We start from the raw sequence: 24,678 nt of genomic DNA, 5'->3' as shown, positions 1-24,678 counted from the left end.
GCGCGGGGAACTGCGCGACCAGCCACAACCCACCCCACACCCGCCATCCAACCCGTCACCCCACCGACGAGTAGGCCACAACCCCCCGCAGCAACAGATCAACCGCCTTGCGCGCGTTCTTCGCGACCGTGGATCCCTCGCCGCCGGAGACGGGCGCCGCCGCCGAAATCTGCCCCAGCACGTCAATCACCTGCTTGCACCACCGCACGAAGTCCCCGGCCGGCATCTCCGCCTCCCGCAGCACCTCGTCCAGCCCCTTCCCACTGGCCCACATGTACGCGGCCCAGGCGAACCCGAGATCCGGTTCCCGCTGCCCGACCCCCTCGGTCTGCGTGATCCGGAAGTCCTCCTCGAGCGCGTCCAGCCGCCCCCAGATCCGCACCATCTCCCCCAGCGCGGCCTTCGCCTTGCCGGAGGGCAGCTTCGGCGCCATCGCGTCGTCCCCGACCCGCGCCTCGTACACCAACGCGGAGACGCACGCGGCGAGTTCGGCGGGACCGAGGCCTTCCCAGACTCCGCCCCGCAGGCATTCGCTGGCCAGCAGATCCAGTTCGCCGTACAGCCGCGCGAGCCGCTTGCCGTGCTCGGTGACCTCGTCGCCCCGCAGGTAGTCCAGTTCCGTCAGCAGCGCCACGATGCGGTCGAAGGTCCGCGCGATCGTGTTCGTGCGGCCCTCGATCCGCCGCTCCAGCTGCGTGGTGTCCCGCAGCAGCCGGTGGTACCGCTCGGCCCACCGGGCGTGGTCCTCGCGGTCGTTGCACCCGTGGCAGGGATGCGCCCGGATGGCGGTCCGCAGCCGCGCGATCTCCCGGTCGTCGGCCGCCTGCGACCGCTTCTTGCGCGCCCGCTCCGGCGGGATGTGCCCGGCCTTGGTCCGCAGCGCGGAGGCGAGGTCGCGACGGGACTGCGGGGAGCGCGGGTTGAAGGACTTGGGGATCCGCATCCGCTCCAGCGCCTCGACCGGCACCGGGAAGTCCATCGACGCCAGCCGCTTGACCTGGCGTTCGGCGGTCAGCACCAGGGGCCGGGGCCCGTCGTGGTGCTCGAAGCCGCGGTGTCCGTTGGACCGCCCGGCCGGCAGCCCGGGGTCCAGCACCAGCGCCAGACCGGCGTACTTGCCCGTCGGCACATGGATGACGTCCCCCGGCTTCAGTTTCTCCAGCGCGACCGCGGCCTCGGCGCGCCGTTCCGAGGCGCCCTGCCGGGCCAGTTCGGTCTCCCGGTCCTTGAGTTCGCGCCGCAGCCGCGCGTACTCGTCGAAGTCGCCGAGGTGGCAGGTCATGGAGGCCCTGTAGCCCTCCAGGCCCTCCTCGTTGCGCTGCACCTGCCGGGAGATCCCGACGACCGACTTGTCGGCCTGGAACTGCGCGAACGACGTCTCCAGCAGCTCGCGCGAGCGGTGCCGCCCGAACTGCTCCACGAGGTTGACCGCCATGTTGTACGACGGCTTGAAGCTGGACCGCAGAGGATAGGTGCGGGTGCCCGCGAGGCCGGCCAGGTGCTCGGGGCTGATCCCGCGCTGCCACAGCACCACGGCGTGGCCCTCGACGTCGATGCCCCGCCGGCCGGCGCGGCCCGTCAGCTGGGTGTACTCGCCCGGCGTGATGTCGGCGTGCTGCTCGCCGTTCCACTTGACGAGCTTCTCCAACACGACGGACCGGGCGGGCATGTTGATGCCCAGCGCCAGCGTCTCCGTCGCGAACACGGCCTTGACCAGGCCGCGCACGAACAGTTCCTCGACGACCTCCTTGAAGGTCGGCAGCATGCCCGCGTGGTGGGCCGCTATGCCCCGCTCCAGGCCCTCCAGCCACTCGTAGTAGCCGAGGACGTGCAGGTCCTCCGTGGGGATCGAGGCGGTGCGCTCCTCGACCAGGGCGCGCACCTTGGCCCGCGCCTCCTCGTCGTTGAGTCTGAGGCCCGCGTACAGGCACTGCTGGACGGCCGCCTCGCAGGCGGCGCGGCTGAAGATGAAGGTGATGGCGGGCAGCAGGCCCTCGGCGTCGAGCCGCTCGATCACCTCGGGACGCCCGGGCGTCCACACCCGCGAGCGCTGCCGGCGCTCCCGCTCCCGGTCCGCCTCCCGCATCGCCCGGCCGCGCCTGCGGTCCTGGTACGAGGGCCTGCTCGCCTCCATGCGGGCCAACCGCGTCAGGTCCGGGTTGACGGCCTTCCTGCTGCCCTCGCCCTCCTCGAACAGGTCGTACATCCGCCGTCCGGCGAGCACGTGCTGGAACAGCGGCACGGGCCGGTGCTCGGAGACGATCACCTCGGTGTCGCCGCGCACGGTGTCCAGCCAGTCGCCGAACTCCTCGGCGTTGGAGACCGTCGCCGACAGTGAGACCAGGGTCACCGACTCGGGGAGGTGGATGATCACCTCTTCCCACACGGCTCCGCGGAAGCGGTCGGAGAGGTAGTGCACCTCGTCCATGACCACGTAGCCCAGGCCGAGGAGGGTCTGGGAGCCCGCGTACAGCATGTTCCTGAGGACCTCGGTGGTCATCACGACCACCGGCGCCTCGGAGTTGACGCTGTTGTCGCCGGTGAGCAGGCCGACCTTGTCCGCGCCGTAGCGGCGGCACAGGTCGGCGTACTTCTGGTTCGACAGCGCCTTGATGGGTGTCGTGTAGAAGCACTTCTTGCCCTGCTGCAGGGCGAGGTGGACGGCGAACTCGCCCACGATCGTCTTGCCGGAGCCGGTGGGCGCGGCGACCAGCACCCCCTTGCCCGCTTCGAGTGCCCGGCAGGCCTCGATCTGGAAGGGGTCCAGGCCGAAGTCGTACATCTCGCGGAAGGAGGCGAGCGCGGTGGCCTGCTCGGCAGCGCGCTGACGGGCAGCCGCGTACCGCTCGGCCGGTGAGAGGTCCTCTGTCATCGTGCTTTCGAGCGTACCGGGCCCCACTGACAACAGGACGATCATTATCCGGAACCCGGTCCGTCAAACGCCGGGAGGTGCCCGCGTCACCAGGGACGAGGCACCTCCGGGCGTCGTGTTCCGCGCGGGCGGTCTCAGGTCACGTCGTCGTAGCCGTTGACCCGCTCCGGGCCCGACTGCTCGGGCAGGGCCCGGGTGGCCGAGACCCTCTCGACCTCGCCGATGTCCTCGGGGGTGAGATCCAGGTCGGAGGCCTCGTCGTCGGCGGGGCCCATCTCCTCACGACGGCGCTTGCGCTTGTCGTTGAAGAGCGAGAACAAGACCGCGGCGAAGTACAGCACCCAGATCGGTCCGGCGAGCGCCAGCATCGACAGCGGGTCCGTGCTGGGCGTGGCGACCGCCGCGAAGATCGTGATGCCGAGGATCATGCCCCGCCACCAGCCGAGCATCCGCGTGCCGCTGAGCACCCCGGTGAGGTTGAGCATGATCAGCAGCAACGGCAGCTCGAAGGAGAGGCCGAAGACGATCACCATGCGCGTGACGAGCTGGAGCAGGTCGTCGAGCGGCAGCAGGTTGCTCACCCCGTGCGGGGTGAAGTCGATGAGCACCTTCGCGGTGGTCGGAAGGACCTTGTACGCGAAGAAGGCGCCGGCGAAGAACAGCGGGGCGCCGGTACCGACGAACGCGTAGGCGTACTTCTTCTCGTGCTTGTGCAACCCGGGGGCCACGAACGCCCACAGCTGGTACAGCCAGACCGGCGAGGCGAACACCACACCGGCCATGAGGGAGACCTGCAGGGCCAGCGTGAAGGGCGCGAGCAGACCGTTGATGGTGATCTGTGCGCAGGGGTGAGTGCTGGACTTGGACTTGGCCAGCTGCTCGAAGGTCTCCCCGCACCCGACCGAGTCGAGGACCGGTTTGGTGAGGAAGTTGATGATGTCGTTGTAGAAGAAGGCGGCCACGATCGTGATGACGATGACGGCCAGCATCGCCTTCGCGAGCCGGTTGCGGAGCTCACGAAGGTGATCCACCAGGGGCATCCGCCCCTCCGGATCCTTCTCCTGTTTGCGGGCAGACTTGGGCAACCCACGTCCTCATCTCGTGCGGCAGGCCGGAGGCTTCCGGCCCTGCATCAGGCCTTGGTGGAGTCCGTCGGCTCGGTGACCGGGCGCGAGCTGGTCACGTCGCCGGGGGCGGCCTGGATGGTGCGCTGGGCGGGGGGCTGCTCACCGTTGTTCGGCGGGCCGGCCGGGGTGGCCGTGCTGCTGCCCTCCTCCTTCATCGCCTTCGCCTCGCTCTTGAGGATGCGGGCGGACTTGCCGAGCGAGCGCGCCATGTCGGGAAGCTTCTTCGCGCCGAACAGCAGAATGATGACGACGAGGATGAGAATGATCTCGGGGGCGCCGAGCCTTCCGAACATAAGTCTTTACCTTCTCACCGAGGCGACTGGGGGTGGGTTGCTGTCCGACCGGTCGGACCGTTGTCCGATCGACCGTCCTGGCAGCGATCGTAACGCTCAGGGGTGAACGTGAGGCAATCCCCGTGCGTACTCCCGTCCGCGGTCCGGGCCTCGTTCTCCGGCCGCGACCAGCAGCGTACCTGCCGGGGCGGCCCCGGTGACAGGTCGAAGCGCCCCCGAGCGCCCCGGCCCCACGGCTCACACGGCCCGCACAGCGCCTCTCACAGCGAGTCGGCGGCCCGGGCCGTGCTCACCGCGGCCCGCTCGAGATCCTCGGCGGCCCGGTTGATACGGCGCGCCGCATCCGTGACCTGCCTGCCCAGACGCTGCGCCTCGAGGAACACCCGCACGGCGAACACCCCCAGGACGGCGAGACCCAGGAAACCCACAGCTACCGCGAACATCGGCCAGAACATGACGGCGAGCCTAGACCCGTCCTACGGCGTGTGCAGCCGCAAGGTCCGCACCCCGCCGCCGGTGAGGAGCTCGACGATCCGCTCCCCCGCCGGCTTGCGCACCGAGGCGCCGCAGTCCGGGCAGGTGAAGGAGTAGAAGGTGGAGCGGTTGGTGGCGCCGATGGCCAGTCTCAGGGCGCTCGCGGTGAGCTCGAAGCTGCCCCGGCAGTCCGGGCAGCCCGCCCTGAACACCACCGGGGACACGCTCCTCATCCCGGCGAACGCGGCCGCCACCGACATGTCCCGCACACCAGACACCGACGACTCGCTCAAAGCCCCTGCTCCCCTTCCATCGGTCGTTCGCCTCCGGCACGCCCCGACCGGTGTCGAGGCGGCGGCATCCCCGGCCCCCGCGGACCCCGGCACCTGCGCGCCGTGGCGGCTCACTCCTGGCCGTCGTGGACCGTGTGCACACCGTGGGCCGACACCTGCGCCTGCACCCCGTCGTAGGCAGCCAGTGCCTCGCGGGCCGCGCGGCGGGCGCTGTCGGCGAGGTCGGGCGGCGAGACGATCCGGCCGTCGCGGCCCAGGCGCAGCGCCAGGCGCCGCAGCGACGCGGGGTCGGGGGTGCGCAGGGTAATACGCAGCCCGCCGTCCGGAAGCTCATCCGCCATGTCGTGCGGGTAGTACTCGGCGACCCAGCGGCCGCCCGGGCCGACCTCGACCACGACCTCCGGGTCCTCGGCGGCCGGCTGCACCAGCGCCTCGGACAGGTCTCTGAGCTCCACCTCGGGCGGCGCCGACGGCTCGTCGAGGATCCTGATCTCCGCGACCCGGTCCAGCCGGAAGGTGCGCCGGGCCTCCGAGCGCCGGCACCAGGCCTCCACGTAGGTGTGCCCGACGCTGACCAGGCGGATGGGGTCGATCTCGCGCTCGGTCAGCTCGTCACGGGCCGGCGAGTAGTAGCGGATCCACAGCCGCCGGCGCTCGGAGATGGCCCGGTCGACGTCGGCGAAGACCCCGCCCTCCGACTCGAAGGTCACCGACAGCCGGGAACTGGCACCGGCCGCCTCGCCCGCCGCGGCCTCCACCTTGGCGGTGGCCCGCAGCAGCGCCTGCCGGTCGCCCTCACGAAGCCCCGGCAGCGTGGCCACCGCGCGAGCCGCCACCAGCAGCGCGGTCGCCTCGTCGGCGGCCAGCCTGAGCGGCTCGGCGGTCTCCTCGCCGAGGGCGGCCGGATTGTGCCACCAGATGCGCTCCCCGTCCGTGTCGATGTCGAGCAGATCGCCACCGCGGAAGCTGGTGCCGCACATGGGCAGCACGTCCAGGTCGGAGACCAGCTCGTCCTCGGTGATGCCGAAGGCACGCGCGACGTCCTCCACCCGGGCCCCGGGACGCTCCTTCAGATACGTCACCAGGGAGAGCATCCGCCGGGTCTGGTCGATGGCATTGACGGGCCTGACCGGTTTGCCTGCCACTGTCCTGCTCCGCTCCCCCTCAGCCCTTGGCCACGGCCCGCAGCCGGTCCACGACGTCGGCCCGCAGCTCGGCCGGCTCGAGGACCACCACGTCCGGACCGAACTCCACCAGCCAGGCGTCCAGCCCGTGCCCGTACGGAATCTCCAACTCGTCCCAGCCGTCCCCGAGTTCCCGCACCGAGGTGGCCTTCGCCCGAAGGGGGTAGCCCGCGTCCGCCCGCAGCCGGATCAGCGCGGAGCGGTCGGCGGTCTCACCCGCCCAGCTCGCGACGGTCTCGCGGACCGTGACGACGTCCGGCACCTCGGCGGTGAACCGCCCGCCGCGGCTGCGCACCTTGCCCGTGATCCTCGACAGCCGGAACACCCGCTCGGCACCCCGCTCCCGGTCGAAACCGGCCAGGTACCAGTGGCCGCGCCAGCACTCCAGCGCCCACGGCTCGACATGCCGGGGCTCGGGGTGGGCGGCGGTCGCCTTACGGTAGTCGAAGACGACCGGACGACGGTCGCGGCAGGCCAGCATCAGCGGCTCGAACGCCGCCTCGTGCACCGGGATGCGCGGCTCCAGCGCGCCATGGGCCTCGTACGGGTCGACGTCCTCGGGCAGACCGGCCGCGCGCAGCTTCTGCAGGGCGCCACTGGCCGCACCGGCCAGCCGGGCCTGCTGCCAGACCTTCGCGGCCAGGCCCAGCGCGGCGGCCTCCTCCGCGTCGAGCGTGATGGGCGGCAGACGGTTGCTGTCACGGCGGGCGAGATAGCCCGTCTCGCCGTCCAGGTTCTCCACCGTCTCGATGACCAGGCCGAGTTCCCGCAGGTCGTCCTTGTCCCGCTCGAACATCCGGCTGAAGGCGTCCTCCGAGTTGGCCTCCAGGTAGGCCTCGATGGACTCGCGCAGCTCGCGCTTGCTCAGCGGCCGCCGCGTCCCCAGCAGGCACAGCGCCAGGTTCATCAGCCGCTCGGCCTTGGCAATGGCCATCGACGCCCTTCGCCTCCCTATGGTCCTTTACGACGATGACCGTACCGCCCCGAAGTGGCGTGACAAAAGCCGAGGGCCCATGCCCGAGCAGGCATGGGCCCCAGGTGATCGGGTCCGGTCGGAACCCGGAATCAGACGGCGACCAGGTCGACCACGAAGATCAGGGTCTCACCGGGCTTGATCGCCGGGGTCGGGCTCTGGTTGCCGTAGGCGAGGTGCGCCGGGATGGTCAGCTGACGGCGGCCGCCGACCTTCATGCCCTGCACGCCCAGGTCCCAGCCCTTGATGACCCGGCCGCCACCGAGTGGGAAGCGGAACGGAGTACCGCGGTTCCAGCTCGCGTCGAACTCCTCACCGGTGCTGAAGGCGACACCCACGTAGTGGACGGTGACGGTCTGACCTGCCTGCGCCACCGCGCCGTCGCCCTCCCAGATGTCCTTGATCTCGAGGTCCGCCGGGGGCTCGCCGCCCGGGAAGTCGATCTCGGGCTTCTCGATGCTCACGTCTCTAGCTCCTGCTTGTCTGCGGAAAGGCAACACGCACAGTCTTACATCACCGGCGGCTCACATCTTGGCCAGGATGTCCACCGAGAAGACCAGCACCGAGTCCTTCTTCAGACCGCTGTTGGGCGGCGGGTTGTCGCCGTACCCCAGCTTCGGCGGGATCACCACGAGGACCCGGCTGCCGACCTTCTTGCCGGTCAGACCCTGTGCCCACCCCTTGACGACCTGCTGCAGCGAGAACGACTGCAGCTGCCCACGGCTGTACGTCGAGTCGAACTCCTTGCCGCTGTCCCACACCACGCCCTTGTACTGCACGAGCACCGTGTCCTTCGCGCCGACCACCTCACCGGAGCCCTCGATGACGTAGTCCGCCACCAGCTTGGTGGGCGCCGTCGTCTTCGGGATGTCGATCGAGGGGGCCTTGCCGTCGGTGTTGGTGCCGACCTTGGGCAGCTTCGCGTCGCTCTGCGCGACATCCGTGCCCTTCGCGGAGCTCGTAGCGTTGAACGCGCCCTGGATGTCCGCGACGAACACCAGCGTGTCGGTGCCCTTGATGCCCGCCTGCGAGTTGCCCGACGTGCCGTAACCCCAGGTCGGCGGCACCGAGAACAGGACACGGCTGCCGACCTTCTTGCCGGTCAGGGCATAGCGCCAGCCGTCGATGATGCTGCCCTGCGCGAGCTGGATCAACAGCGGCGTCTTACGGTCGTAGGAGTTGTCGAAGACCTTCCCCGTGTCCCAGACCTGACCCAGGTAGTGGGCCTGGATGTAGTCGTTCTCCGCGACCGTCTTCCCGGAACCCGCGATGACCGTCTTCACCGCCAGCTCCTTCGAGGGCGCGCCGCTGCCCTTGGCGACCGTCGGCTTCGTGCCGAACGCCGTACCCCCCGTGATCGCCGGCAGCGGCCCGTCCACGATCTTCGGCGGCGGCGCGGCCGAGGTCGCCTGCGCGGAGGGCGACGCGCTGCCGCTCGCCTTGCTCGAGTCGGACTTCTTGCCGTCGCCGCACCCGGCGAGCGTGACCAGTCCTGCGGGTACGGCGATGAGTAGGGAGCGTCGGCGCACGGTGAGGGCCTCGTATCGATCGATCTTGTGGATTGGCGTGCGCGCAACTCTACGGCGTGAGAAGGGCGCCGCACTGGAAACGTGCGGCGCCCGTGTCACGTTCCGGCCTTCACCGGAACGGGTTGCTCACATTCCGGCGATGAGCTTCTCCACCCGGTCGTCCACCGAACGGAACGGGTCCTTGCACAGCACCGTCCGCTGCGCCTGGTCGTTGAGCTTGAGATGCACCCAGTCGACCGTGAAGTCCCGGCGCTGCTCCTGAGCCCTGCGGATGAAGTCACCGCGTAGCCGGGCCCGAGTGGTCTGCGGCGGAACCGACTTGCCCTCGAAGATCTTCAAGTCGTTGCAGATACGCGCCGCTTGGCCCTTCCTCTCGAGCAGGTAGTACAGACCACGACGACGGTGGATGTCGTGGTAGGCGAGGTCTATCTGCGCGACCCGGGGGTGGGACATGGTCATGTTGTGCTTGGCCCGGTACCGCTCGATCAGCTGGTACTTCATGACCCAGTCGATCTCCGTGCCGATCCGGTCGAGGTCCTCCGCCTCGATCGCGTCCAGCGTGCGGCCCCACAGCTCCAGGACCTGCTCCACCGTGCCGGTACGGATGCCCCGGCGCTCACAGAAGTCCACGGCCTTCTCGTAGTACTCGCGCTGCACCTCCAGGGCGGAGGCCTCGCGGCCGCTGGCCAGGCGCACCTTGCGCCGGCCGGTGATGTCATGGCTGACCTCGCGGATCGCCCGGATCGGGTTCTCCAGGGTCAGGTCACGCATCACGGTGCCCGCCTCGATCATGCGCAGCACCAGGTCGGTCGCCCCGACCTTCAGCAGCATGGTCGTCTCGGACATGTTCGAGTCGCCCACGATGACGTGCAGACGGCGGTAACGCTCCGCGTCGGCGTGCGGTTCGTCACGCGTGTTGATGATCGGCCTCGAGCGAGTGGTCGCCGAGGAGACACCCTCCCAGATGTGCTCCGCGCGCTGACTGACGCAGTAGACGGCCCCGCGCGGGGTCTGCAGCACCTTGCCCGCGCCGCACAGCAGCTGACGCGTGACGAGGAACGGGATGAGGATGTCCGCCAGCCGCGAGAACTCCCCGTGCCGCGCCACGAGATAGTTCTCGTGGCAGCCGTAGGAGTTGCCGGCCGAGTCGGTGTTGTTCTTGAAGAGGTAGACGTCGCCCGCGATTCCTTCCTCGTGCAGGCGTCGTTCGGCGTCCACCAGGAGTCCTTCCAGAATGCGTTCGCCGGCCTTGTCGTGGGTGACCAGTTCGGTCACGTTGTCACATTCCGGTGTCGCGTATTCCGGATGTGAGCCCACGTCGAGATAGAGGCGGGCGCCGTTTCGCAGAAAGACATTGCTGCTGCGGCCCCATGACACGACACGGCGGAAGAGGTACCGCGCCACCTCGTCGGGAGACAGGCGGCGCTGTCCCCTGAACGTACATGTGACGCCGTACTCGTTCTCCAGCCCGAAAATGCGGCGGTCCATGACTGAACATTACGCCCGATCCCCTGAACTGAAACGGGGTTCGGCCGCACGGTTTGGATCATTTTCCGATGAAGCCGCAACGACCGCCCCCCCGGCGGGAGCTGCGAGGACCCGCCCCGTGGCCAGCAGAACCAGCAGCGACACCCCTCCCGCGACCCCCGGCACGGCGAAGCCCCAGAGCGCCCCGCCCGCCTCGACGACCGGACCCGCCAGGCCCGTTCCCACCGACGACCCCACCGTGAACGTCGTCACCACCCAGGAGAACGCCTCCGTCACCGTCCCGCTCAGCGCATGCCGGTCCACCAGCACGAACGCACAAGCGATGACCGGCGCAAGAAACACCCCGGCCACAACCATCAGCACCACCATGGCGACCACACCCGGCATCACCGTCAGCGGCAGATAACACACCGCCAGAAGCGCCACCAGCACCCGCAGTCGCCGCGCCGGCTCCCCCGTCCACCGCCTCGCCCCGTACGCCGTGCCCCCCACGAGCGCACCGAGCCCGACACCCGCCATCAGCCACCCGTACACGGCATCACCGCCATGCCCGTCCGCGTACGACACCGAGGCCACCGTGATCGACCCCAGAGCGATCCCCACGAACAGGAACGAGCCCAGCAGAGCGAGCAGCCCCGCCGAACGCAGCGCACCGAGCCAGTGCGCCTCCCGCGGCGCCGAACGCCACGCCCGCGAAGGCGGCGAGACCACCACCGACAGGGCCCCGAGCACACCGACCAGGCTCAGCACCACCAGCGCCACCCCGGCCGACCACAGGGACACGCAGAGCGTGACCAGCAACGGGCCCACGGTGAACATCACTTCCTGCGCGACGGCGTCCATGGCGTACGCCGTCGGCACCTGCTCCTGCCGCCCCAGCACCGACGGCCACAGAGCCCGCAGACCACCCTCCAGCGGCGGCGTGAACAGCCCGGCCGCCGCCACCCACACGTAGGCGAGCACAAGCTGACCCGTACCGGTGAACGCGAAGCCGGCCATCGCCAGCGCCGAGGCGAGCGCAGCCGGCAACTGCACGCGCGGCTGCCCGTGCAGATCCACCAGCCGCCCCAGCACCGGCTGACCCACCGCGTTCGCGACCCCGTACACCGCCGCGAGCCCCCCGGCCAGACCGTACGTGCCAGCGTCGGCACGCACGAACAACACGATCGCGATCGCGGCCGTGGCGTTCGGCAAACGCCCCACCAGCGTGCCCGCGAGCAGCCGCGCGGCATGCCGCGCCCTGAGGATCTCCCCGTATCCCGCGGCCATGCCCGCCTCCAAGTGTTACGTATAACCTCGTCGGTCATACGTACCATGTGCGCTGTCCACACGTCCACACGTCCCCACAGAAGGAGCCGGCTCACGGTGGCACGCAACACCACGCGCCCGACCAGCCGTGACGTCGCACAGGCAGCCGGAGTGTCCCAGGCAGCCGTATCTCTCGTCCTCGGCGACAAATGGCGCGGACGCGTCTCCGAAACCACCGCCCAACGCGTACGCGAAGCCGCCCGCGAACTCGGCTACCGACCCAACCTCGCCGCCCGCAACCTCCGCCTCGGCCGCACCCGCACCGTCCTCCTCGTCGTCCCCGCCCTCACCAACGAGTTCTTCGCCGGCGTCTACACCGGCGCCGCCCGCGTCGCCGCCCGCCACGGCTTCGGCGTCGTCCTCTACCCCTCCCCCGCCGGCATCGGCCCCGCCCGCGACCCCTTCGCCTCCGCCCAAGCCGCCCTCGACGGCGTCATCGCCTCCTCCATGGCCGCCGATGCCCTCGACGAGATCCGCGGCGACCAGCTCCCCCTCGTCATGCTCGACAGCGACCCCAAAGGCAGCCCCGGCGCCGCCACCGTCAACCTCGACATCGCCGACGGAGTGCGCCAGATCGCCGACCACCTCCTCACCCTCGGCCACCGCCGCTACCTCCACCTCGCCGCCGACGTCGCCTCCTGGACCTTCGAAGTACGCGCCCGCGAACTCGCCACCCGCCTCCACACCGTCCCCGGCACCACCATCCGCACCGTCCACGCCCCCCTCACCATCGAAGACGCCCTCACCACCACCGAGACCGCCCTCACCACCCCCGGCCCCCGCCCCACCGCCCTCGTCTGCGACGACGACAAACTCGCCGCCGGCGCCTACAAAGCCATCCGCCGCCTCGGCCTCACCGTCCCCGACGACATCTCCGTCACCGGACTCGACGACCTCGCACTCGCCACCGCCATCGACCCCGAACTCACCACCGTCCGCCTCGACGCCGAACGAGTCGGCGAACGCGGCATGCAAGCCCTCCTCGCCGTCCTGGACGGCCGCACACCCGACGCCGGAGACATCCCCGTCGAACTCGTCGTACGAGGCTCCACGGCCCCACCGAACCCCTCCTGAACACACCTGTGCCCCGGCCGTCACGACAGCCGGGGCACACAAGGGGTAAAACGGTGGCGGACTACTCGTCGTCCGAGTCGTCCCCGCTCTCCGCCTCGGTGCTCGCCCCACCGGCCTCCAGCAGACGGGACAGCTGCCGACCGACGATCCGCTTGAACTTACGCGCCTGCGGACGCGTACGATCCAGCACCGCGACCTCCAGGCGCTCCGCCGGGATCTCCCGCTCACTGCCGTTCGTGTCCCGCGACAGCGCCTGCACCGCCAGCTTCAGCGCCTCAGCCAGACTCATACCGTCCTGATGACGCTGATCCAGATAACTGCTGATCTGCTCGGCATTGCCACCGACCGCCACCGAACCGTGCTCGTCCACGATCGAACCGTCATGCGGCAGCCGGTAGATCTGGTCACCGTCCGGGGTCTCCCCCACCTCGGCCACCACCAGCTCCACCTCGTACGGCTTCTCACCCGCCGAAGAGAAGATCGTGCCCAACGTCTGCGCATAGACGTTGGCCAGACCCCGCGCCGTCACATCGTCACGGTCATAGGTGTAACCCCGCAGATCGGCATAGCGCACACCACCGATCCGCAGGTTCTCGTACTCGTTGTACTTACCGGCGGCCGCGAAACCGATCCGGTCATAGATCTCACTGAACTTGTGCAGCGCACGGGACGGGTTCTCGCCGACGAACACGATGCCGTCGGCATACTGCAGCACGACCAGGCTGCGACCACGGGCGATGCCCTTACGGGCATACTCCGCCCGGTCGGCCATGGCCTGCTGGGGGGAGACATAGAACGGCGTCGACACCGGTTATCCGTCCCTTTCTGTCGAGGTCAACTGGATCACCTTCACAACAACCCGTCGCCGACTACAGCAGCGCGGCCCGCGGGCCGTCAGGCTGCTCCAGCCGCCGCTCCAGCACGGAACGGGCGATCTCGGAGGACTCGTCCTCCGTCAGCCGACGGAAACCGTCCTCGGTGATCACGGTGACGATCGGATAGATCCGGCGGGCGACATCGGGACCACCGGTCGCCGAGTCGTCGTCAGCCGCGTCGTACAGAGCCTGCACCACCAAGGTGGTCGCCTGCTCCTCGGTCAGGTCACCACGGAACAGCTTCTTCATCGCACCACGAGCGAAGATCGACCCCGAACCGGTCGCCGCGAAGTTGTGCTCCTCCGACCGGCCACCCGTGACGTCGTAGGAGAAGATCCGACCCTTCTCGCGGTCCACGTCATAACCGGCGAACAGCGGCACCACCGCCAGACCCTGCATGGCCATACCAAGGTTCGACCGGATCATGGTCGACAACCGGTTCGCCTTGCCCTCCAGTGACAGCTGCGCGCCCTCGACCTTCTCGAAGTGCTCCAGCTCCAGCTGGAACAGCTTCACCATCTCGACGGCGAGACCAGCGGTGCCGGCGATACCCACGGCCGAGTACTCGTCGGCCGGGAACACCTTCTCGATGTCGCGCTGGGCGATCACATTCCCCATCGTCGCCCGCCGGTCACCGGCCAGCACGACACCGCCCGGGAACGTCACGGCCACGATGGTCGTCCCGTGCGGCGCCTCGATCACACCCTGCGTCGGAGGCAGCTGCCGGTTGCCCGGAAGCATCTCCGGCTGGTGCTCGGACAGGAAGTCCATGAAGGACGAGGACCCAGGCGTCAGGAAGGCAGCTGGTAGACGCCCGGTGCTACGAGTGTTGGCTTCCACGCGATTCCTTCCAGATAAGCGGCGGCCCGGCGTGCGGCGTCGGGATCGTCACCCAACCTGCCGATGGCCGAATTGCAGTTGAAGCACAGTACGCCTCGGACCCTACCCGTCTTGTGGCAGTGATCCACATGCACGGCCGGAGCCTTCAGACAGATCACACAGAGCCCCATCTGAGAGGCGATCATCGCGTCACGCTCAGCCACTGTCATGCCGTACTGGCGCTTGAGATGACGATCGCGCCCCTCAATGGCGCGGCACGCTTTGCAAGCAGTCGACAGGCCGTCGCTAGCTGTTCTGTTTCGGTCCCACTCGGAGTGCGGCTTGATCTTCGCGCAGCGTTGGCAGTACTTGTGCCCCTTCGGGGCCTCGACCCTAGGGCGCGGCTTCCCGCCCCGAGCATCCTGACGTTGCCGGTAGTAAGCAGCGGAGCATGCACGGCAGTAGGCCTGTAGGCCGTCACGCATGCCCTTGTTGCCAGCAAAGGCTGCTCGCGGCTTGTGTTCCTTACACCGCGAGCAGCGCTTCACATCTTCACCGTCGATCAACCCCGCACCCCCGTCGCAACCTTCGAATCGAAGGTGAAATCACTCTCCACCCTTCTGAACGAAGGAACGCACGAAGTCCTCGGCATTTTCTTCGAGCACATCATCGATTTCGTCGAGGACGGAGTCCACGTCGTCGCTCAGCTTCTCGTGGCGCTCCTTGAGGTCCTCGGAGCCCTGTGCCTCTGTTGTCTGCTCCTCGACCTCTTCCGTGGAGCGCGTCGCCTTCTGCTGGCCGCCGCCGGTGTCCTTGGTCGCCATAACCCTCACCCCGCTCGGTTCGACGTTCTTGATCAGACCCTACAAGCAGGGTCTGACATCGGCCCCGCATTCCCTCAACGTACGGGGACCACCTCGATGATTCCCGTGCGCCGACTTTTCCACCCTGTCGGGCGGAGACGGCCCGGGTACCCGTTCAGCCGCCCGACAGCACCCTGACCAGGTCTTCCGCGGTGCGGCACCGGTCGAGGAGCTCCTTGACGTGATTTCGCGTTCCGCGAAGCGGTTCGAGGGTTGGGACGCGCTGGAGCGAGTCCCGGCCCGGGAGGTCGAAGATCACGGAGTCCCAGGAGGCCGCGGCGACGTCGTCGGCGTACTGCTCGAGGCAGCGTCCGCGGAAGTAGGCGCGGGTGTCCTCGGGGGGCTTCGTGCGGGCGCGCTCGACCTCGTTCTCGTCCAGGAGGCGCTTGATGCGGCCGCGGGCCGCGAGGCGGTTGTAGAGGCCTTTCTCGGCCCGTACGTCGGCGTACTGGAGGTCGAGGAGGTGGAGCTTGGCGGCGTCCCAGTCGAGGCCGTCGCGGCGTCGGTAGCCCTCCATGAGTTCTCGTTTGGCGACCCAGTCGAGTTCGCCGGCGAGGCTCATGGGGTCGTTCTCGAGACGGTTGAGGGTGTCCTCCCAGCGGGCGAGGACGTCCTTGGTCTGGTCGTCCGCGTCGGCGCCGAAGCGTTCTTCGACGTATTTGCGGGAGAGTTCGTAGTACTCCATCTGCAGTTGGACCGCGGTCAGTGTGCGGCCGCTGCGGAGGGTGACCAGGCGCTGGAGTGTGGGGTCGTGGGAGACCTGGTGGAGGGTCCGGACGGGCTGGTCGACGGCGAGGTCGACGGCGATGAAGCCGTCCTCGATCATGGACAGGACCAGGGCCGTGGTGCCGAGCTTGAGGTAGGTGGAGATCTCGGAGAGGTTGGCGTCGCCGATGATCACGTGGAGGCGACGGTATTTCTCGGCGTCGGCGTGGGGTTCGTCCCGGGTGTTGATGATGGGGCGTTTCAGGGTCGTCTCGAGGCCGACCTCGACTTCGAAGTAGTCGGCGCGCTGGCTGAGCTGGAAGCCGTGTTCGTGACCGTCCTGGCCGATGCCGACGCGGCCGGCGCCGGTGACGACCTGGCGGGAGACGAAGAAGGGTGTGAGGTGGCGCACGATGTCCGAGAAGGGGGTTTCCCGTTTCATCAGGTAGTTCTCGTGCGTGCCGTAGGAGGCGCCCTTGTTGTCGGTGTTGTTCTTGTAGAGGTGGATGGGTTGGGCGCCGGGGAGTGCGGCGGCGCGTTCGGCGGCTTCGGCCATGATGCGTTCGCCGGCTTTGTCCCAGAGGACGGCGTCGCGGGGGTTGGTGACCTCGGGGGCGCTGTATTCGGGGTGTGCGTGGTCGACGTAGAGTCGTGCGCCGTTGGTGAGGATCACGTTGGCGAGGCCGATGTCCTCGTCGGTGAGCTGGCTGGCGTCGGCGGCTTCGCGTGCGAGGTCGAAGCCCCGTGCGTCGCGCAGCGGGTTCTCCTCCTCGAAGTCCCAGCGGGCCCGGCGGGCCCGGTGCATCGCCGCCGCGTAGGCGTTGACGATCTGGGACGAGGTGAGCATGGCATTGGCGTTGGGGTGGCCGGGGACGGAGATGCCGTACTCCGTCTCGATGCCCATTACTCGCCGTACGGTCATGCGGCCCTCCTTGCCCGGCGGCGCCCTCGGTCGGGGACGCTGCTCAAGTACCGCTGGCGCTCCGGTGCGTGTGCGGTGCCCGTCCCCGCACTGCGCGACTCGGCGGTACCGAAGAGCCTAGAACGGCTTTGCGCTGGTGGGGAGATCATTTGCGTCATTGCCTTGCTCGCCTTTGCCTCCGAGCGTCCGCCTGAAAACAGTCGGCTGCGGGTACCCCGTGGAGGGCACCCGCAGCCGCCCTGTGTTTACAGGTACTGACCGGTGTTCGCCACCGTGTCGATGGAGCGTCCGGTGTCGGCGCCCTGCTTTCCGGTGATGAGGGTGCGGATGTAGACGATCCGTTCGCCCTTCTTTCCGGAGATGCGGGCCCAGTCGTCGGGGTTGGTGGTGTTGGGCAGGTCTTCGTTCTCCTTGAACTCGTCCACGCAGGCCTGGAGGAGGTGGGAGACGCGGAGTCCCTTCTGGTTGTGGTCGAGGAAGTCCTTGATCGCCATCTTCTTGGCGCGGCCGACGATGTTCTCGATCATGGCGCCGGAGTTGAAGTCCTTGAAGTAGAGGACTTCCTTGTCACCGTTGGCGTAGGTGACCTCCAGGAAGCGGTTTTCCTCGGATTCCGCGTACATGTGTTCGACGGCCGTCTGGATCATGCTTTCGACGGTGGTCGACTTGCTTCCGCCGTGTTCGCCGAGGTCGTCGGCGTGCAGGGGGAGGCGTTCTGTGAGGTACTTGCCGAAGATGTCCTTGGCGGCTTCGGCGTCGGGGCGCTCGATCTTGATCTTCACGTCGAGGCGGCCGGGGCGCAGGATGGCGGGGTCGATCATGTCCTCGCGGTTGGAGGCGCCGATGACGACCACGTTCTGCAGGCCTTCGACTCCGTCGATCTCGGCGAGCAGCTGGGGGACGATGGTGTTCTCCACGTCCGAGCTGACTCCGGAGCCGCGGGTGCGGAAGAGGGATTCCATCTCGTCGAAGAAGACGATGACGGGGGTTCCCTCGCTGGCCTTCTCCCTCGCACGCTGGAAGACGAGGCGGATCTGCCGCTCGGTCTCGCCGACGTACTTGTTGAGGAGCTCCGGGCCCTTGATGTTCAGGAAGAAGCTCTTGCCCTGGGCCTGGCCGGTGACTTCGGCGACCTTCTTGGCCAGCGAGTTGGCGACGGCCTTGGCGATGAGTGTCTTGCCGCATCCGGGGGGTCCGTAGAGCAGGACGCCCTTGGGTGGGCGCAGTTCGTGCTCCTTGAACAGGTCGGGGTAGAGGTACGGGAGCTCGACCGCGTCGCGGATGGCTTCGATCTGGCCGCCGAGGCCGCCGATCTGCTCGTAGCCGATGTCGGGTACTTCTTCGAGGACGAGTTCTTCGACCTCGCTCTTGGGGACGATCTCGTAGACGTAGCCGGAGCGGGGTTCGAGCAGCAGGGCGTCGCCGGGGCGGATGGTGACGTCCAGCAGCGGCTCGGCGAGCCGTACCACCCGTTCCTCGTCGGTGTGCCCGAGCACCAGGGCGCGCTCGCCGTCCTCGAGGATCTCCTTGAGGGTGACGATGTCCCCGACGCGCTCGAACTCCATGGCTTCGACCACGTTGAGTGCTTCGTTGAGCATCAGTTCCTGGCCGCGCCGGAGCTCTTCGAGGTCGACGCTGGGGCTGACGTTCACGCGGAGTTTGCGCCCTCCGGTGAAGATGTCGGCGGTGCCGTCCTCGTTGGCCTGCAGGAAGACGCCGAAGCCGGCGGGCGGCTGGGCGAGCCGGTCGACTTCTTCCTTGAGGGCCACGATCTGGTCGCGTGCCTCACGGAGCGTGTTGGCGAGTCGCTCGTTCTGGGCGGACACGCCGGCCAGGTTGGTCTGCAGCTCGACGATCCGCTCTTCGAGAATCCTCGTGTGTCGCGGAGAGTCGGCGAGCTTGCGTCGCAGGACGGCGATCTCCTGCTCAAGGTAGGCAATCTGCCCGGCCGGGTCGTCGGACCCTCGTCCCGGGCGGATGCCGCGGTTCATGTCGTCGTCGTGGGCTGCCACGGTCCTCACCTCCTCCAAGGGGAGCTGGACGCTTCCAGACCCTACCTGGGTGGGTGTCGATTGAAACCCCTAGATCACAAAGACGGTCGGGGTGTGTCCGATCTTCACCCTTGCGCTCTCCCTCACGCCAGGGGAATACCCACCGAACATGATTGGAAAGCTGCCGCGGGTAGGGTCGAAGTGTTCAACACCCGTCAGAGCTGGCCGGATTCCCGTCGGCTCGACTTGTAAACGGCAGGAGGCAGGGGCGTGCAGCAGGAGGTCGTGGCCGACGGTGAGGAGCTGGAGGTCTGGATCGATCAGGATCTGTGTACCGGCGACGGCATCTGTGCGCAGTACGCGCCGGAGGTGTTCGAGCTGGACATCGATGGTCTGGCGTATGTGAAGGGCGCGGACGAGGAGTTGCTGCAGGTCCCGGGTGCCGCGGCGCGGGTGCCGTTGCCGCTGCTGGTGGACGTGGTCGATTCGGCGAGGGAGTGTCCGGGCGAGTGCATTCATGTGCGCCGGGTGTCGGACCGGGCCGAGGTGTACGGGCCGGACGCGGAGTGACGTAACGGGTGCGTGCCGTTACGACTGTCTGATTTCTCACATGTCCGGTGGGGGCGGCTCAGACGGTGTGTGTGCCGGCGGCTGTCGAGCGTACGAACGCGCCATTCTTCCACTGCCACTTCGCGTGGTCGGTGGTGTCGGGGCAGCAGCGGGGGACGTCGCTCGAGGAGTAGCCGAGGAGGGTCGCGGTGACGGCTCCGTCGTGGACGGCGAAGTCGGTGATCGTGTGGTCGGTTCTGGGGTCGAGCAGGGTGGCGACGACGCGGGGTGTGCCGTCGGAGGCGCGGGTGATGACGTAGACGCCGTCGGGCGGGGTGCCCATGGCGGCGTCGCAGTGGACGACGGCGACTGTCTCGGGGTTGCCGTCGCCGTCGAGGTCTCCGCTGGCCTTTTTCTGTACGACGGGCTTCACCGGGCCGCAGGTGATCGGGAAGTCGAGGCCCGCCGTGCCGGGCGCGGTGGCCGGGTGGGCGGCCTTGGTGCGGGGTGCGGCGCTCTGGGCGGCGGTGGCCGGGTTGGGCTGCAGGAGCGAGGAGAGGGCCATCACCCCGGCGACGGCTGTGGCGGTGGCGACCCAGTGGATGGGGCGGGTGTGCGGGTGCGCGAGTTCCGGGACGGCGGATGGCTGCACTAGGAGTGTCTCCTGTGAGGGCTGTGCCGGTGGGGGTGGCCTGCATCGTGCCACAGGTCACAGTGGGGTGGAACGGCGGGGTCCGAGGTGGCGAACGGGGGCTGCCCGGATGGTGCGGTTTGTGGGGGTGTGTCAACACAAGGACGCTGCGGCCGAGTTCCGTGTTGTGTACGGGAACTCGGCCGCAGCGCCGTTGTTTTGGGTGCCGTGTGGGGCCGGGTCAGCGGCCGCCGCCTTCGGCGTTGGGTCCGGCGTAGTCCTCGCCGTAGGCGCCCTTGGCGGGGCGGCGGCGGCGCATGGGGGGTTCGACGCCGTCGGCGAGGCGGCGGGCGGTGAGGAGGAAGCCGGTGTGGCCGATCATGCGGTGGTCGGGGCGGACGGCGAGGCCCTCGATGTGCCAGTTGCGGATCATCGTCTCCCAGGCGGTCGGCTCGTTGAAGCAGCCGATCTCGCGGATGGACTCGACGGTGCGGGCGAGCTGGGTGGTGGTGGCGACGTAGCAGCACAGGATGCCGCCGGGGACGAGGGCCTTGGAGACGGCCTCGAGGCATTCCCAGGGGGCGAGCATGTCGAGGATGACGCGGTCGACGTCGGTGTCGGACAGGTTGTCCTGGAGGTCGCCGACGGTGAGCTGCCAGGAGGGGTGGGGGCCGCCGAAGTAGCGCTCGACGTTCTGCTGGGCGATCTCGGCGAAGTCCTCGCGGCGCTCGTAGCTGTGCAGCATGCCCTGGTCGCCGATGGCGCGCAGCAGGAAGCTGCTGAGCGAGCCGGAGCCGACGCCGGCCTCGACGACGCGGGCGCCGGGGAAGATGTCGGCGAAGGCGAGGATCTGTCCCGCGTCCTTGGGGTAGACGACGGCTGCCCCGCGGGGCATGGACAGGACGTAGTCGGGGAGCAGGGGGCGCAGCGCGAGGTAGGCGACGTTACCGGTGGTGCGGACAACGCTGCCCTCGGGTGCGCCGATCAGTTCGTCGTGCGGGAAGGAACCCTTGTGGGTGTGGAAGTTCTTCCCGGCCTCGAGCGTGAACGTGTAGTGGCGGCCCTTGGGGTCGGTCAGCTGTACCTGGTCCCCGACCTTGAAGGGCCCGCGCCTGCGGGCGGCACCGGTCGGTTCGGACATGTGAACAGACTACCGGGGTTTGTGGGGGCCGCCGACCATCAGGAGGGTCTGGCCATCGCCTTGACGAAGGCGCGTTCGACGTCCGCGGCGGACAGGACGCCGTAGATCTCGCCGGTCTCCTCCACGACCAGGTACTCGGTGGCGGGCGTCGCGCGCAGGGCGTCGAGGAGGTCCTCGCCGGCGAGTTCCGCGGAGACGCGCATGCCGTCGGTGAGGTCCTGGGCGAGGCCGCTGACGGGGACCCAGGGGCGGCGGTGTTCGGGTACGCCGACGATGGCGGCCTCGCGCACCAGGGAGAGGGGGGCGCCGTCGGCGTCGACGACGACGAGGGCGCGGGCGCCGGCGGCGTTGGCGCGGCGCAGGGCCTCCGAGAGGGGGGTGTCGGTCTCGACGGGGACGGCGCGCCGGGTGAGGTTGCGGGCGCGCAGCTCGGGGAGGTGCTCGCGGAGGCGGGCCATGCGGAGGCTGTTGCCGGCGCCGGTCCAGATGATCGCGGCGAGGATCGCGGCGAGCAGGGCGTCGGTGACGGTGTCCATGCCGACGCTGTCCTCGGCGGTGGAGCCGAGGGCGCCGGACTGGGTGAGCAGCGGGAGGCCGATCAGTACGGAGACGGCGAGGGCGCGGCCGACCCAGGCGGCGGCGATGGTGCCGCTCATGGGCTTGCCGGTGATCTTCCAGACGACGGCGCGGAGCATGCGGCCGCCGTCGAGGGGGAGGCCGGGCAGGAGGTTGAAGGCGGCCACGATGAGGTTGGAGATCATGAGGCCGGCCAGCAGGACGCCGGGGACGGTGCCGGGTTCGACGGGCAGGAGGGCGAGGTAGAAGAGGCCGGCGAGGACGAGGGAGAGCAGCGGGCCGACGAAGGCCAGCACGAACTCCCGGCCGGGGGTCTCTGCCTCCTTCTCGATCTCGGAGACGCCGCCGAAGAACTGGAGCTGGATGCGGCGGACGGGGAGTTTGAAGCGGAGGGCGGCGATGGTGTGGGCGAGTTCGTGCACGAGCACGGAGGCGTAGAAGGCGACGGCGAAGAAGAGGGCGACGAGGTAGCGGGCGATGCCGAGTCCGGGCAGGACGCGGTCGAGTTGACCGCCGAAGACCCAGGTGATCAGCGCGGCGACGAGGAACCAGCTGGGGGCGACGTAGACGGGCACGCCGAAGGGGCGCCCCATGAGGAGTCCGCCGCGGGGTGACTCGGGCCGCTGCGGCGGGGGTTTGCTGGTGCCGGAGTGGGCGAGGGCGCGGTCGGGGTGGGTGTCGGACGACCGGTCGGCCGCGTCGTTCTCCTCGGGCTGGGGAGGCGGCGCTTCGCTGTCGGCGGGCCCGGGCTTGTCGCCCGGCTCGTGCTGCGGGGCGTTGCCGTCGGTCTCGTGGTGTTCGCCGGTGGCCGGCGGGTGCGGGCTGTCGCCCGTGTCGGGGGCCTCGTCGGCGGTGTTTCCCGGCGTGGTGGACCGGGACGGGTCCGCGGGGTGCCGGTCGGCCGGGGTGGATGAGGGGGTGGCCGGGGCCGCAGGCCCTGCGTGGTGCTCGGCCGGCTCGTCGGTGCCGGGCCGCGGCTGGCCGCTCCCGCCGCTCTGGTCCACGGTGTCCCCTCGTTAGAAGCGTCTTCCGCGCCTGCCGGCGGAAGGGTCTCGGGTCGATGGTATGCGGCCGCCGTGGTGCGTTCCGCCCCGGCACCCCTTGTGTTTCCCGACCGGTCGCCGTGGTCACGGGCGCGGCTGGGTCACTGTCAGTGGTGGGCCGTATGGTCTGGGGTCATGGAGACGAGTACGGAGGGTACGGCGGAGGCCGACGACGCCGGTTCCGCGACGGCGGAGCAGCAGGCGGCGGCTACCGCGAGGGACGCGGCGGGGGTGGCGGTCGAACCGGTCGTCGAGACCGCCGGCACGGGTTCGGCTGAGCGCGCCGCCATAGCCCCCGCGAGTCTCTCCCCCTCCCGGGCCAGTGACTTCATGCAGTGCCCGCTGCTCTACCGCTTCCGGGTCATCGACCGGCTGCCCGAGAAGCCGAGCGAGGCGGCCACCCGGGGGACCCTGGTGCACGCGGTGCTGGAGCGGCTGTTCGACGCGCCGGCGGCGGAGCGGACCGCGCCGCGGGCCAAGTCGTTGATCCCCGGGCAGTGGGACCGGCTGCGGGAGCACCGGCCGGAGGTCGTGGAGCTGTTCGAGGACGATCCCGAGGGGGAGCGGCTGGCGCGCTGGCTGGGTGAGGCGGAGGCGCTCGTCGAGCGGTGGTTCTCCCTGGAGGACCCGACCCGGCTGGAGCCCGCTGAGCGGGAGCTGTTCGTGGAGGCGGAGCTGGACTCGGGGCTGAGGCTGCGCGGGATCATCGACCGGGTGGACGTGGCGCCCACGGGTGAGGTGCGGATCGTCGACTACAAGACCGGCAAGGCACCGAGGCCCGAGTACGCCGAAGGCGCCCTGTTCCAGATGAAGTTCTACGCGTTGGTGGTGTGGCGGCTGAAGAAGGTGGTGCCGCGCCGCCTGCAGCTGGTGTATCTCGGCAGCGGGGACGTGCTGACGTACGACCCGGTCCTCGCCGACCTGGAGCGGGTCGAGCGCAAGTTGCTGGCGCTGTGGGAGGCGATCCGGCAGGCGACCGAGTCCGGTGACTGGCGGCCGCGGCCCACCAAGCTGTGCGGCTGGTGCGACCACCAGGCGAACTGTCCGGAGTTCGGTGGTACTCCCCCGCCCTATCCGTTGCCGGTGAGGGCGGTCGGGTCCGGTGAGGTCACGCAGGGCAGAATGGGGCCGGACTAGCGAAGGAGAGTCACGTGGCCATCCGCGTCCTACTGGTCGACGACCAGCCGCTGCTGCGTACCGGCTTCCGGATGATTCTGGAGGCGGAGCAGGACCTCGCGGTCGTCGGCGAGGCCGGAGACGGCCTTCAGGCCCTCGACCAGGTGCGGGCGCTGCAGCCCGACGTGGTTCTGATGGACATCCGGATGCCCCGCATGGACGGTGTGGAGGCGACCCGGCAGATCACCGGCCCCGGGCGGGACGGCCCGGCGAAGGTGCTGGTGCTGACCACCTTCGATCTCGACGAGTACGTGGTGGAGGCGCTGCGGGCGGGGGCGAGCGGGTTCCTGCTGAAGGACGCGCCGGCGAACGAGCTGGTCCAGGCGATCCGGGTGGTGGCGGCGGGTGAGGCGATGCTGGCGCCGAGCATCACGCGCCGGCTGCTCGACAAGTACGCCACGCATCTGCCCTCCGGGGACGAGCTGGTGCCGGACACGCTGCACACGCTCACGGAGCGCGAGGTGGAGGTGCTGAAGCTGGTGGCGCGGGGGCTGTCGAACGCGGAGATCGCGGCGGACCTGTTCGTCAGCGAGACGACGGTGAAGACGCATGTGGGTCACGTGCTGACGAAGCTGGGGCTGCGGGACCGGGTGCAGGCCGCGGTGTACGCGTACGAGAGCGGCCTGGTGCGCCCCGGCGCGCAGTAAGGCCGTAGAAGGACGCGGAGGGGGGCCCCCCGGGGGGGGGGGGGCCCCCCGCCGTAAAGGTGCCCGCCCGGGAGCAGGCCAGCCCCCGGCCCCGCGCCCACACGGGGCGGGGGGGGGGCGAGTTT

Annotated in this window: 24 protein-coding genes; 4 read left to right on the top strand and 20 right to left on the bottom strand. The window is 69.4% G+C overall.

The genetic code is table 11. From position 1 onward, the window contains the following. Positions 1–55: 55 nt before the first annotated feature. The 11 genes from ACIRVK_RS08300 to ACIRVK_RS08250 all read right to left on the bottom strand — a co-directional run bounded on the left by ACIRVK_RS08300 (position 56) and on the right by ACIRVK_RS08250 (position 11,502). Positions 56–2,917, bottom strand: a complete 2,862-nt coding sequence (locus ACIRVK_RS08300) for a DEAD/DEAH box helicase (protein WP_404244640.1) — start codon at positions 2,915–2,917, stop codon at positions 56–58. Between the two features lie 89 nt (positions 2,918–3,006). After that, positions 3,007–3,957, bottom strand: a complete 951-nt coding sequence (gene tatC / locus ACIRVK_RS08295; protein WP_404244639.1) for a twin-arginine translocase subunit TatC — start codon at positions 3,955–3,957, stop codon at positions 3,007–3,009. Positions 3,958–4,004: 47 nt separating this feature from the next. Next, on the bottom strand, positions 4,005–4,292 hold the full coding sequence (gene tatA / locus ACIRVK_RS08290) for a Sec-independent protein translocase subunit TatA (RefSeq protein ID WP_404244637.1): 288 nt from the start codon (positions 4,290–4,292) through the stop codon (positions 4,005–4,007). 260 nt (positions 4,293–4,552) lie between these two features. After that, positions 4,553–4,747, bottom strand: a complete 195-nt coding sequence (locus ACIRVK_RS08285) for a hypothetical protein (RefSeq protein ID WP_404244636.1) — start codon at positions 4,745–4,747, stop codon at positions 4,553–4,555. A gap of 21 nt (positions 4,748–4,768) precedes the next feature. Continuing rightward, positions 4,769–5,059 (bottom strand): hypothetical protein, encoded by a 291-nt coding sequence (locus tag ACIRVK_RS08280; protein ID WP_404244635.1) that lies wholly within the window; start codon positions 5,057–5,059, stop codon positions 4,769–4,771. Positions 5,060–5,169: 110 nt separating this feature from the next. Then, positions 5,170–6,204 (bottom strand): helix-turn-helix transcriptional regulator, encoded by a 1,035-nt coding sequence (locus ACIRVK_RS08275; RefSeq protein ID WP_404244634.1) that lies wholly within the window; start codon positions 6,202–6,204, stop codon positions 5,170–5,172. A 19-nt stretch (positions 6,205–6,223) separates the two neighbouring features. Further along, positions 6,224–7,177, bottom strand: a complete 954-nt coding sequence (locus ACIRVK_RS08270; protein WP_404244633.1) for a helix-turn-helix transcriptional regulator — start codon at positions 7,175–7,177, stop codon at positions 6,224–6,226. A gap of 131 nt (positions 7,178–7,308) precedes the next feature. Then, a complete protein-coding gene (locus ACIRVK_RS08265; RefSeq protein ID WP_030945962.1) occupies positions 7,309–7,680 on the bottom strand; it encodes an FKBP-type peptidyl-prolyl cis-trans isomerase in 372 nt (123 codons plus the stop codon). Between the two features lie 60 nt (positions 7,681–7,740). Continuing rightward, positions 7,741–8,745, bottom strand: a complete 1,005-nt coding sequence (locus ACIRVK_RS08260) for an FKBP-type peptidyl-prolyl cis-trans isomerase (protein ID WP_404244632.1) — start codon at positions 8,743–8,745, stop codon at positions 7,741–7,743. Between the two features lie 126 nt (positions 8,746–8,871). After that, positions 8,872–10,233 carry a Pup--protein ligase gene (gene pafA / locus ACIRVK_RS08255; protein ID WP_007499792.1) on the bottom strand — a complete coding sequence of 454 codons (1,362 nt, stop codon included), beginning with the start codon at positions 10,231–10,233 and terminating at the stop codon, positions 8,872–8,874. Between the two features lie 9 nt (positions 10,234–10,242). Continuing rightward, a complete protein-coding gene (locus ACIRVK_RS08250) occupies positions 10,243–11,502 on the bottom strand; it encodes an MFS transporter (RefSeq protein WP_404244631.1) in 1,260 nt (419 codons plus the stop codon). 96 nt (positions 11,503–11,598) lie between these two features. On the opposite strand from ACIRVK_RS08250, the gene ACIRVK_RS08245 reads away from it, so the two are divergent. Then, entirely contained in the window at positions 11,599–12,615 is a 1,017-nt protein-coding gene (locus ACIRVK_RS08245; RefSeq protein WP_404244630.1) for a LacI family DNA-binding transcriptional regulator, read from the top strand. 61 nt (positions 12,616–12,676) lie between these two features. On the opposite strand, the gene prcA is transcribed toward ACIRVK_RS08245, so the two are convergent. The 6 genes from prcA to arc all read right to left on the bottom strand — a co-directional run bounded on the left by prcA (position 12,677) and on the right by arc (position 18,811). After that, complete coding sequence (prcA, locus tag ACIRVK_RS08240; RefSeq protein ID WP_404244629.1) at positions 12,677–13,423, bottom strand: proteasome subunit alpha; 747 nt, start codon at positions 13,421–13,423, stop codon at positions 12,677–12,679. A gap of 61 nt (positions 13,424–13,484) precedes the next feature. Then, positions 13,485–14,330: a proteasome subunit beta gene (prcB, locus tag ACIRVK_RS08235; RefSeq protein ID WP_404244628.1), complete on the bottom strand. Its 846-nt coding sequence runs from the start codon at positions 14,328–14,330 to the stop codon at positions 13,485–13,487. Then, positions 14,282–14,875 carry an endonuclease VII domain-containing protein gene (locus ACIRVK_RS08230; RefSeq protein WP_404244627.1) on the bottom strand — a complete coding sequence of 198 codons (594 nt, stop codon included), beginning with the start codon at positions 14,873–14,875 and terminating at the stop codon, positions 14,282–14,284. Before ACIRVK_RS08230 ends, prcB begins: the two co-directional genes overlap by 49 nt. A gap of 39 nt (positions 14,876–14,914) precedes the next feature. Beyond that, the gene (locus tag ACIRVK_RS08225) at positions 14,915–15,133 is read right to left on the bottom strand and encodes a ubiquitin-like protein Pup (protein WP_404244626.1); all 219 of its coding nucleotides are present in this window, start codon (positions 15,131–15,133) and stop codon (positions 14,915–14,917) included. A gap of 154 nt (positions 15,134–15,287) precedes the next feature. Then, positions 15,288–16,799 carry a depupylase/deamidase Dop gene (gene dop / locus ACIRVK_RS08220; RefSeq protein ID WP_404244624.1) on the bottom strand — a complete coding sequence of 504 codons (1,512 nt, stop codon included), beginning with the start codon at positions 16,797–16,799 and terminating at the stop codon, positions 15,288–15,290. 245 nt (positions 16,800–17,044) lie between these two features. Beyond that, complete coding sequence (arc, locus tag ACIRVK_RS08215) at positions 17,045–18,811, bottom strand: proteasome ATPase (RefSeq protein WP_404244623.1); 1,767 nt, start codon at positions 18,809–18,811, stop codon at positions 17,045–17,047. A 249-nt stretch (positions 18,812–19,060) separates the two neighbouring features. Here arc and ACIRVK_RS08210 point away from each other — a divergent pair, with 249 nt between their 5' ends. Continuing rightward, entirely contained in the window at positions 19,061–19,360 is a 300-nt protein-coding gene (locus ACIRVK_RS08210) for a ferredoxin (protein ID WP_404244622.1), read from the top strand. A 58-nt stretch (positions 19,361–19,418) separates the two neighbouring features. On the opposite strand, the gene ACIRVK_RS08205 is transcribed toward ACIRVK_RS08210, so the two are convergent. The 3 genes from ACIRVK_RS08205 to ACIRVK_RS08195 all read right to left on the bottom strand — a co-directional run bounded on the left by ACIRVK_RS08205 (position 19,419) and on the right by ACIRVK_RS08195 (position 22,691). Beyond that, on the bottom strand, positions 19,419–19,991 hold the full coding sequence (locus ACIRVK_RS08205; protein ID WP_404244621.1) for a hypothetical protein: 573 nt from the start codon (positions 19,989–19,991) through the stop codon (positions 19,419–19,421). A gap of 220 nt (positions 19,992–20,211) precedes the next feature. Further along, complete coding sequence (locus tag ACIRVK_RS08200; protein ID WP_404244620.1) at positions 20,212–21,111, bottom strand: tRNA (adenine-N1)-methyltransferase; 900 nt, start codon at positions 21,109–21,111, stop codon at positions 20,212–20,214. 38 nt (positions 21,112–21,149) lie between these two features. After that, positions 21,150–22,691, bottom strand: a complete 1,542-nt coding sequence (locus tag ACIRVK_RS08195; protein WP_404244619.1) for a site-2 protease family protein — start codon at positions 22,689–22,691, stop codon at positions 21,150–21,152. A 174-nt stretch (positions 22,692–22,865) separates the two neighbouring features. Between ACIRVK_RS08195 and ACIRVK_RS08190 the strand changes: the two genes are divergently transcribed. Both ACIRVK_RS08190 and ACIRVK_RS08185 read left to right on the top strand, forming a co-directional pair. Then, positions 22,866–23,867 (top strand): RecB family exonuclease, encoded by a 1,002-nt coding sequence (locus tag ACIRVK_RS08190; RefSeq protein ID WP_404244618.1) that lies wholly within the window; start codon positions 22,866–22,868, stop codon positions 23,865–23,867. A 14-nt stretch (positions 23,868–23,881) separates the two neighbouring features. Next, on the top strand, positions 23,882–24,553 hold the full coding sequence (locus ACIRVK_RS08185) for a response regulator (RefSeq protein WP_404244617.1): 672 nt from the start codon (positions 23,882–23,884) through the stop codon (positions 24,551–24,553). Positions 24,554–24,678 lie beyond the last annotated feature (125 nt).

The organism is Streptomyces sp. NPDC101152 (assembly GCF_044768275.1).
Classification (GTDB): Bacteria; Actinomycetota; Actinomycetes; order Streptomycetales; family Streptomycetaceae; genus Streptomyces.
This window is presented reverse-complemented; position numbering and strand designations above follow the sequence as displayed.

Bases quoted from the DNA above. Each gene is read 5' to 3' on its own strand.
- tatA (WP_404244637.1), bottom strand. From the start codon at position 4,292: ATGTTCGGAAGGCTCGGCGCCCCCGAGATCATTCTCATCCTCGTCGTC.
- ACIRVK_RS08190 (WP_404244618.1), top strand. From the start codon at position 22,866: ATGGAGACGAGTACGGAGGGTACGGCGGAGGCCGACGACGCCGGTTCC.
- ACIRVK_RS08200 (WP_404244620.1), bottom strand. From the start codon at position 21,111: ATGTCCGAACCGACCGGTGCCGCCCGCAGGCGCGGGCCCTTCAAGGTC.
- ACIRVK_RS08225 (WP_404244626.1), bottom strand. From the start codon at position 15,133: ATGGCGACCAAGGACACCGGCGGCGGCCAGCAGAAGGCGACGCGCTCC.
- pafA (WP_007499792.1), bottom strand. From the start codon at position 10,233: ATGGACCGCCGCATTTTCGGGCTGGAGAACGAGTACGGCGTCACATGT.
- dop (WP_404244624.1), bottom strand. From the start codon at position 16,799: ATGACCGTACGGCGAGTAATGGGCATCGAGACGGAGTACGGCATCTCC.
- ACIRVK_RS08250 (WP_404244631.1), bottom strand. From the start codon at position 11,502: ATGGCCGCGGGATACGGGGAGATCCTCAGGGCGCGGCATGCCGCGCGG.
- ACIRVK_RS08270 (WP_404244633.1), bottom strand. From the start codon at position 7,177: ATGGCCATTGCCAAGGCCGAGCGGCTGATGAACCTGGCGCTGTGCCTG.
- ACIRVK_RS08300 (WP_404244640.1), bottom strand. From the start codon at position 2,917: ATGATCGTCCTGTTGTCAGTGGGGCCCGGTACGCTCGAAAGCACGATG.
- ACIRVK_RS08285 (WP_404244636.1), bottom strand. From the start codon at position 4,747: ATGTTCTGGCCGATGTTCGCGGTAGCTGTGGGTTTCCTGGGTCTCGCC.